This window comes from Candidatus Zixiibacteriota bacterium (assembly GCA_019038695.1).
Classification (GTDB): domain Bacteria; phylum Zixibacteria; class MSB-5A5; order GN15; family FEB-12; genus B120-G9.
This window is the reverse complement of record JAHOYZ010000015.1, coordinates 96762-105858: the sequence shown is the minus strand read 5'-3', so window position 1 is coordinate 105858 and position 9097 is coordinate 96762. Positions and strand designations below refer to the sequence as shown.

Here is a 9097-nt window from a genome sequence, read left to right as displayed (position 1 = left end):
GCCACCCGGGCAAAGACACGCCAGGCCAAACTCCAGGTCGAACTGGCTCAGCTTGAATATACGCTCCCTCGATTGACGGGTGCCTGGGTTCATTTTTCCCGGCAATACGGCGGAATTGGTGCCAAAGGTCCGGGGGAAACCCAGCTTGAAATCGATCGCCGCCGGGTTCGCAAGCGGATCGTGCATCTCAAGGGCAAACTAAAGAAACTCGACCGGCAAAGAGCCACCCAGAGAAAACAACGACAGGAGTTATTCAAGGTTGCCCTGGTTGGATACACCAACGCCGGCAAATCTACCCTCTTCAACTTGTTGACCAAAGCCAATGTCCGTACCGCTGATATGCTTTTCACCACTCTTGATTCAACGACCCGGGTGATGTCGTCCGGGTATCCCTGTCGGGTCATATTCTCGGATACAGTGGGTTTTATCAAAAAACTCCCGCACCAGTTGGTAGAATCGTTCAAATCGACGCTTGAGGAAGTTGCACTGGCTGACCTTATTTTGCATGTAGCTGATTGTTCTGATCCCGGACTTGAGGAACATATTGACCAGACCAAACGGGTACTATCTGGAATTGGTGCTGAGCAAGTGCCATATTTGATGATCTTCAACAAGATCGACTTGGTCCCGGATTTTCAACCCCCTGAAGATACCGACGAGACCTCCTTTGTGCTGTCGGCTCGGTACTCGACCGGTATCTCAACCCTTCAGGCCGAATTGGTAGTCCGTTCATCAAGGCATTTCAAAAAATAACCAAAGTCGATAGGAAAGAATCTGCTCTCTTGTGCCGATAAACTCAAGAGAGGTTATTATCTATGGCAAGACAGATACTCATCGTTGACGACAATCCCAATATGGCCAGTCTGCTTTCGGACATGCTGGATGTATTTGATTACCAGACGGTTCGTGCCGATGACGGCATGAAGGCACTTGAGGCGATGGACAAGCAGAATTTCTCGTTGGTTATCACCGATATGCGTATGCCCAACATGAGCGGCATGGAATTGCTGGAGAAGATCAAGGAGAGGAATCCCAGCCTGCCGGTAGTTCTTATCTCCGGCTATTCGATCAAAGATTTCGAATCCGAAACCAACAAACCGGATGGCTTCCTGGCCAAACCGTTTATGATGTCGGACATCGAACAGCTGCTCAATTCGCTGCTGTAATACTGTTTCATTATTAACAAATGAACCTTCTTCGCTATCCCCGTTGGCGTTCTCGGAATAATTGGCCGATCTCAGCTCCGACTATGAATACCACCGAAGAATAGTAGAACCAGAAGGCCACGACTACCAGAAAGACATAAGTGCCGTAGATGGCGGTTAGGGTTGCCGCATGTGTGATGTAATACCCAAAAGCCTGTTTAGCGATCTCCCACAAAACCGCTGCCCACAACGCGCTAAGAGCCACGACCCTTTTCTGAAGCTTCTCATACGGTATTAGATAGTACAACACAAAAAACACTGAGAAAACAATCGTAAACGACAAGACCAAAAACGAGAACCGTTCCAAAGTACTTAGCTCCAGAGATTGTAGCAGTTCAATTTTAGAGGCGGAGTCTTTGAGAATCTCCAGTACCGGCAAAATGGTAATCGAGAACAGAACGTAAATCATTACCAACAGGATCATTCCGAGATCGCGAAGTTTTCCGACCAGTGGGTGTTTTTGCACTTTGCTGTTGAAGGCGCGGTTGAGGATAGTGCGCATGGTCGAGAACAAACCACTGGCGGCGAACAGCAGGCCAAACGCACCGATAATCCCGGCCACCTTGCGATAGACACGGAATTCTTCGATGCGATCAAAAACAAACTGCTGGACCGTGTTACTGTAGGTTTCAGACGGAATGAAGCGATCAATGATAATTGTGATTTCGCTTTCCAGGGCACTCTGTTCCAGAATTATTCCCAGGACAGCGAACATCACCAACACAATCGGTACCACACAAACAAACAGCGAGAACGACAGCCCGCTCGACAGCAGGAAGATGTGGTGCTCGTCAATGCGATAATACAATCCGCCAAAATAGTGCCGTAGCCATTGCCGGACGGAGTAATACACCGGGGGATGGAAAAACCATACGGGCTTATTGTTTTCGTGGTCAGATGCCATCGTAGCTTTCGATGTTAGTTCTACTTACTGCAATAACAGCGTTCTGCAGATGGTTGTCAAGGTGAGGGAACCAGGCTGGTTACAGACCAAGAAAAAAGGCCGGGTGCAAAACCCGGCCCTGGAAACCAGTCATTGAATCATCACTACTGCTTCTTCACGTTGTCGCGTGAAAGAACACCAAAGAATTCGTTGAACACCAACTCCGTTGGTTTAATATCATACGGTCCGAATTCCAGTTGTGTTGTAGTGCCGGTTACGGTCTCACGTTCAAACGTTGAGCTACCATCGCCATGCTTAATTTGCATGATAACCGGCATGGCGAAGCTCGGTGAAACATTCGTGGTCACTATATTGATTAGCACGTAGAACTTGCCATCGCGTGATTCGATGGAGTAGTTAACGTTGAAAGTTGGTAAGTCCACGCCATAAAGCCAGTGCTCGAAGAACGAATCGAGTGGTTGGCCATAGTGTTTTTCAGCCAGGGTAATAATATCGGCGTTAGTGTAAACCTTATTGTTCACCAGGAGGAATAGTCTCTGAAGGAACTTTGTGAACTTGGCTTCTGAGCCAGTATCGAGGTCGTACATCAAGAACCGCAACATATGTATCATCCAGACACCCTTGTTAGTGCGGATGGTCTCGCAGAAGTCACTCTGTTTTTCTTCATCGGTGAAAGTGTTGGGGCGAACACCTGCTGCAAGAGGTAAATCACGGCCCAGACCCAACGCGGTGTACAGGGAATCCCGGCGAGAATACATGTTGGTGTAATATGTGCCACCCTTGAGATGGGTCTGTAGATACATCAAGGCAAAGTACGCCGGCAGAGCTTCGGTAGTCCATTGTTCCCGGTCGGTGGCAGGTCGCATAGTAGACCCGAACCACTGCAACGCGGTGGCATTACCAGCCACGAAATCATAGGCGCCCAGAGAAATCCAACCACCCTCCGTCACACAAGCCAACTGCGGAGCTTTGAGCATACCTGGCATACTCTGGAAACCTTCGGGGATAACGTACTCGACAAACGTATGGGGGGGTGATCCGAGCAGACCTGACATATAGTTGAAGGCGTCGATGATCGCCTGCTGATACTTATCATCGGTGATGAAGCAATTGAGCTTTTTCTTGATGTGTTTGGCTCGTAGAAAATTCAGAGTCAGGCCGGTCTCTGACACAATGGGAATTGTGTCCTGAATGCCACCGGGATAGACATGGAAGAAGAATTTTCTGAACGGCGCCGGCGAAGTTGAAGTAAACCGGACCGTCTTGCCATCGACTTTCTCCGGTTCACTTTTGTTCGGCAGGTAATAATTGTACCCTTTCGGAACGGTGAAGGTCAACTCGTACGGGCAGGGAGCCGGGTTGTCGACGTAGGGAGCGAAATGGTCGAAATGCTTTCCATGATAGTAGCATTTCAATTCTATCGTGTCTCCCTGAAACACATATTCGGGGAGGACCAGACCGGAAAACTCAAACGACTTGCGTCGAATAAAATCGACACGAACACCCTCGTGCAGAATCGAGTCCAGATTCAGGTTGAACTGGAGATACATCGTCAAATAGCGGAGGCTATCAGAATTGATCGCCATCTTGATGGTAGCTTCGGCCTTATCAATCCGACGTCCATCGGTGCCACTCAGATGAAGGTCACCTTCTCTTGAAACTATAGTGGTCGCATAGGGGATATCCGACATAGCCGTATCGTCATAGACGCCGTTTTCTTCACGCTGAAATCTGGCTCCAACTGTGGCCAACATGTCGCCGCCCTGGTATTCGTAGGCCAGCTCGACCTGTTCTGGTCGGTTGGGATCATACGAGAATACCCAGCGATTAAAATCGGCCCAGAAGTAGCCGTCGGAACTGCGTTCATACAGTGAGCGTAACAATTGGAAGTAATTATCACGCGGGTGAAAGATACTGGCTTTGAAAAACATTTCACCCTGGGCTTCTTTGGCTGGCTGGAACATTTTCCAATCCAGTTGTTGTTCCTTAAATGTGAACCGTTCCTTGAGTTTCAAATCAAGATCATCAGCCATACGAATGAACAGAAGCTCAAAGTCTTCATTGACAACACTATCGCCCGAAATCTTGAACAGCCCCTGCCGCTCGGTGTGGGATGGAACGGTGATGGCGGCATGTCCCTGGCCAACGAATATCGCAGTAGTAGGGCGGCCATGAACATAGCGCAGAAAGTGGATAGTACCCTCTTTCAGGGTGAAAGTGGCCACGTCCTTCTGGTAAACGAAATTACTGATAGTGGCAATCTCGCCCATGTTATTGAGTAGGTCCTGATCAAGTACACCGTAGTTGTCCTCGAACTTATCGAAGAAATCCGATGCCACACAGGGAATCGCAACGAGCAATGCGGCGGACAAGGTCAAGTTGAGCAGTAGCTTTCGGTTCATTCTTCCCTCGACTCTGAGAATTTAGTTTCCTTCACTATGTATGGGATATATGACGCATAACTGCCCCTAATGTCAAATGATTCCTGTGCACACCCTACCGACCTGACGGTTGGTATCGGGGATATTTGTGACTGTATTGCAATCCGAGCCGCTTTCAACGGAGAAGCCAGTTTTCCAGCGGCAGGGTCTTGGTCGGATGACGGTTGGTCAGCAGGTAGCTATTTAACTAACTCCTGGACTTTCTTGAGCAGTTCGTCTCTATCAACCGGCTTTTCCATGAAACCGGCAGGCATCATAATATGTTTGTTTCGCTTGATGAAGACCTTCACATCGGTCGAAACGCCGGTTACCATAATAATAGGGATACCCGATGTCTCTTTGGTCTCCTGAAAGTTCCTTAGAGCCTTCAGGCCGGATTCGTCGGCCATCGAAACATCAAGAGTAATCAGATCAGGATGTTCGGATTTGGCTTTTGCGAAGCCTTCGGCACCGCTGAAGGCTGAAATAGCTGTGAAACCGTTATCTTCCAGGAATGTAGTCAACCACTCGACCATATCCGGCTCGTCGTCAACGACGAGTATTTTCTTCTGGTCAGCCATATCTTATTATCTCCTTAGTATCAACTGGACTGTTCCTCGGACAATTCAACCTCAGGTCGTTTACGCGGCAGTTCAACAAAAAACCGACTTCCCTGTCCCTCTTCGGATTCAATACGGATCGTCCCGCCATGGGCATGAACAATCTTGTGAGCGATGAACAGCCCAAGGCCGGTGCCGCCAGCTCCTTTGGACGAGAAGAACAAACTGAAGGCCTTCTCTCGGGTCTCTCGATCCATGCCGATACCAGAGTCCGAAACAATGAATTGAATGCCGTCTGCTTTATCGTTCATTTCGACTTTGACCATGTGCTCGGTCTTCTTGGTATCAATACGACAGGCATCAAGGGAGTTCTCCACCAAATTGACCAACAGAGATCGTACCATTTGTCGGTCCCCTTCATATTCACCGGTTCCGCTAACCGATTTTTCGAGGGTGATACCGAGTGTTCTGGCGCGTTCTTCCATTATTTTGCACACGTCCTGGAGGATTTCGCCAGCTGAGATCTGCTCCCAGTTTGGTTCGCGGTCTTTGGCATAGTATAAAATGTCCAACACCATCGAACGGATACGATTGATGTTCCTCAGGGCAATATCCCAACCTTTTTCCACACGGGCATTGTCATTTTTTTCCTGTCCGGAGTTGATGAGATAAATACCACCATCAAGACTGTTGAGGAGTCCTTTGATGCCGTGTGAAATAGTGCCGATAAGTAGTCCGACCGACGAGAGCTTGTCTTGCAACATCCGAATGGCGGTGATGTCGGTGCTCATCTCAATCACACTGTCGACTTCGCCTTCGCTATTGCGTATCGCTGCAGTATGCACGAGAACGTTGATTGACTCCCCTGATTGCGAGGTCACAACTTCTTCGTGGTTCCGCGGCTCACCATTGGCGAAGGTCTGACGAACTGTGCAAGGGAGACACTCTTTGTCTCGATGTTTGTAAATCTCGAAACACTTTCGCCCATAGCCAGTACCGAAGGTTTCACGGTGCAAGCGGTTGGCATCGGTAATATTCAGGTCCTTATCCTGAATCGAAATGAAACAGGGTACTTCTTCGAACAATTGACGATACTTCCGGCGACTGGTTCGAAGGTCCATCTGAAGGTCTATAAGCTGGGTTACATCGGTTGACATCTCGATGACTTCCGAAACATTTCCCTCTTCATCGAGAATTGGGGTAGTATTGACCAGGACCGAGACATCTTTCCCGCCCAGAGTGGTTACCACTTCCTCGCTCGTGTGTTTCTGCCCATCAGCAAATGTCCGAGCTACCGGACAATCTTCACACCGCTCCGGTCGTTGCTTGTAAACCTGGTAGCAATATCTACCACCAGGTTCCCCGAAATTATTTCGAAAGGAATCGTTACATTCCACAATCCGGAATTCGCGATCCTGGACTGAAAGGTAGCCAGGAATGGCGTCGAATATTCTGTCCGAAAACCGCCTTCGCGGATGTTCCATCACATTCCTCCTCGACCAATTTGACCGTCGAAGTTTTTACAACTTCCCGGAAGCAACCTGGAGAATCTTGCGCACGTTCACCAGTATGCCTTCCTCACTGGCCGGCTTGTCAAGGTATCCCTCTGGTGGCGGCACCGGTCGGTCATAAATCAACTTACGCATTTCCGGCTTGCCAGTGATAACACATACGGCAATTTGTGCGATCTCCGGTGTGTTGCGTAATTCTTCAAACACTTCGACCCCGGATTTTCCAGGCATACTAATATCGAGCGTAATCAGGTCCGGCTTCTCCGCCTTGGCTACTTTGAGCGCCTCGTCACCACTTGAAGCGGTCACAACCGTAGCACCGTTGTCTTCCAGGACGGTACTGACAAAGGTAACAAAATCAGGTTCATCGTCAACCACCAATATCTTGAAGCCTGCCAAATCAGCAGCAGTGGCTACGGCTTTGATTTCAGCCGGTACAGCTTCGACCGCAACCGGCACCTTGAGCCTTTCGAGTACCATGGCGTTGGCGACCAGGTTCACCAGTTGTGTCACCTTCATGTCGAGCTTGTAATGTTTGATAAGATCACTGAGACCATCGACGCAGTTGTGACAGGTGGTAACGACGATTTTCGCTCCGGTTTCCCTGAGCTGGTCCGCCTTGACCTTGGCCGATTTGAGTCGTTGCGGTGTATACTCAGACATCGACATAGCTCCGCCGCCGCCTGTGCAACAGAAGTTTTCGGTGCGATTGGGATACATCTCGCGGAAATCAGTACAAACCATCTCCAGCAATTCGCGCGGCTCTTCGGTCATGCCGCAACTACGGCCGTAATTGCAGGAGTCGTGGAAAGTAACCGGAATGTCGTTTTTCGTCTTGTCGACTTTGATGCGATTAGTAGTGATATACTTTATCATGGTCTGGACCGAGCTTTCCATGACGTAGTTAACATCCATCTTGGCCCAGTTCGGTCCTTCGCAACGAGTCGAACGATAGCCGTGTCCGCACTCTGAGATCACCAGTCGCTTGCCTTTGATCTCCTCGACTTTTTCGTACAGACGCCGGGCAACCGCCCCACCCAGATCATCATCGCCAGAGAATAGACCGAAATTGGTCATGTCCCAACCGTCTGAGGGCATCGTCCAGTTTGCGCCAGCTTCGTTGAAAATTAAAGCGGCATCACTAATCGTGCGCGGATCGTACTTGACTTCACGCGGATTGATAGAGTAAACGATGTCGGCATTATGCTTGTCAATCGGGATACCGGGACAGGAGTCGCCGTATTCCATCTTCATTTCATCAGAGAGCCACTCAAGGGTATCAACATAGTCTTCCTTGAGCACACCCATCTGGTTGCCGATTTCCCATTGGTCTTTACTGACCACAGCGACACCTTCAGGCATAACCCCCACTGAAACCAACAGGCCGCGAGCCATACGGTTAAACGTCGCCAGATCTACGCCCATAGGGCAGTTAATCGTACACCGTCGGCAATTGGTGCATTTGCCAAATACGGTGTCTTTCAATTCCTCAAGCTCAGCATCAGTATAGAGGCTCTTGGCCTTGACCCACCAGGGAAACACCCGGCCAGTCCAGTCATAATGCCGTTTGAAAAGGGTGCGAATCTTGTCCGCTTTATACGCCGGAGCGTAGGTCGGATCGTCGGGATTTGCCAGGACATAATGGCATGAATCGGTACACATACCACAATGGACACAGGCAGTCAGTGATCCGACAATCTGTCGGTTGAGCTTCATGCCCATCCTGTCAATAACCTTCTGTGCTTTGTATGATCTTTCTTTAGCCATGATATTCTCCAATGAGTTTCTCCGTGCCGGGTGCGCTAACCATATTACTACTGAACCCTTCTGATCGGGAAGACGCCGCGACGTCCGAGAGATTTGCCCAGGTAGTACCGGGTGAAGGGATAATAGAGGTAATGCGAAATCTTCGAGAAGGGCACATAGACCAAAAAGAACGAACCCAGATAGAAGTAAGCCAGTACCTGCCACTCACTCTGAGATGTGTCGTTGGGCGCAGCGAGGACGCCGAGCGCGAACCAGGCGGTCAACAACCAGAGAGAGAAATGATCATCGGGTGAACTGATGGCGCGAATGTACTTACTGGCAATGCGCCGGATAATCCGAATCACACCGACAAGAAAGGCCGCGCCAATAATCACCTGAAAGCCGAGCGCCAGAGCAGGCGGAATTGGATCAGCTTTGAAATAGAACGACACAGAAAACAGCAGCAGAATAGCAGCTGTTACGCCCAGATGAAAAATAACAAAACCGGCGTACATGAGCACATGGCTACGGGTGGATTCCATCGCCCACGGCATGGCCACGTTGCCCCATGAATATAGAAAGCCTTTGCGCGGGTTGGTATCCCCACGACCAGTGGCAGCCTGTCGTTCTTTACCGGCCACGAATCGGGTCAGCCAGTAGAGTCGAATAATATAAACCACTGTCATGAACCCCAGGGCGATATCATGAAGTGGACCTCGTGCAAATTCCAAGTCAAACATCACGTCTCCTT

At 49.6% G+C, this 9097-nt stretch carries 8 protein-coding genes; 2 read left to right on the top strand and 6 right to left on the bottom strand.

Annotated features, from left to right (window positions below; translation table 11 throughout):
• The coding region (gene hflX, locus KOO62_06800) for a GTPase HflX (protein MBU8933700.1) at positions 1-753 on the top strand (753 nt) is incomplete at its 5' end.
• Between the two features lie 62 nt (positions 754-815).
• A complete protein-coding gene (locus KOO62_06795) occupies positions 816-1166 on the top strand; it encodes a response regulator (GenBank protein ID MBU8933699.1) in 351 nt (116 codons plus the stop codon).
• A 34-nt stretch (positions 1167-1200) separates the two neighbouring features.
• On the opposite strand, the gene KOO62_06790 is transcribed toward KOO62_06795, so the two are convergent.
• The 6 genes from KOO62_06790 to KOO62_06765 all read right to left on the bottom strand — a co-directional run bounded on the left by KOO62_06790 (position 1201) and on the right by KOO62_06765 (position 9086).
• Positions 1201-2109, bottom strand: coding sequence for a YihY/virulence factor BrkB family protein (locus tag KOO62_06790; protein MBU8933698.1), 909 nt, complete (start codon positions 2107-2109; stop codon positions 1201-1203).
• A gap of 143 nt (positions 2110-2252) precedes the next feature.
• On the bottom strand, positions 2253-4511 hold the full coding sequence (locus KOO62_06785; GenBank protein ID MBU8933697.1) for a hypothetical protein: 2259 nt from the start codon (positions 4509-4511) through the stop codon (positions 2253-2255).
• Positions 4512-4729: 218 nt separating this feature from the next.
• Positions 4730-5110 (bottom strand): response regulator, encoded by a 381-nt coding sequence (locus KOO62_06780; protein ID MBU8933696.1) that lies wholly within the window; start codon positions 5108-5110, stop codon positions 4730-4732.
• A 20-nt stretch (positions 5111-5130) separates the two neighbouring features.
• A complete protein-coding gene (locus KOO62_06775) occupies positions 5131-6573 on the bottom strand; it encodes a PAS domain-containing sensor histidine kinase (protein ID MBU8933695.1) in 1443 nt (480 codons plus the stop codon).
• A gap of 36 nt (positions 6574-6609) precedes the next feature.
• Positions 6610-8367, bottom strand: a complete 1758-nt coding sequence (locus KOO62_06770; GenBank protein MBU8933694.1) for a response regulator — start codon at positions 8365-8367, stop codon at positions 6610-6612.
• Between the two features lie 47 nt (positions 8368-8414).
• Complete coding sequence (locus KOO62_06765) at positions 8415-9086, bottom strand: hypothetical protein (protein MBU8933693.1); 672 nt, start codon at positions 9084-9086, stop codon at positions 8415-8417.
• Between the last annotated feature and the right edge of the window lie 11 nt (positions 9087-9097).

Bases quoted from the DNA above. Each gene is read 5' to 3' on its own strand.
- KOO62_06795 (MBU8933699.1), top strand. From the start codon at position 816: ATGGCAAGACAGATACTCATCGTTGACGACAATCCCAATATGGCCAGT.
- KOO62_06790 (MBU8933698.1), bottom strand. From the start codon at position 2,109: ATGGCATCTGACCACGAAAACAATAAGCCCGTATGGTTTTTCCATCCC.
- KOO62_06785 (MBU8933697.1), bottom strand. From the start codon at position 4,511: ATGAACCGAAAGCTACTGCTCAACTTGACCTTGTCCGCCGCATTGCTC.
- KOO62_06780 (MBU8933696.1), bottom strand. From the start codon at position 5,110: ATGGCTGACCAGAAGAAAATACTCGTCGTTGACGACGAGCCGGATATG.
- KOO62_06775 (MBU8933695.1), bottom strand. From the start codon at position 6,573: ATGGAACATCCGCGAAGGCGGTTTTCGGACAGAATATTCGACGCCATT.
- KOO62_06770 (MBU8933694.1), bottom strand. From the start codon at position 8,367: ATGGCTAAAGAAAGATCATACAAAGCACAGAAGGTTATTGACAGGATG.
- KOO62_06765 (MBU8933693.1), bottom strand. From the start codon at position 9,086: ATGTTTGACTTGGAATTTGCACGAGGTCCACTTCATGATATCGCCCTG.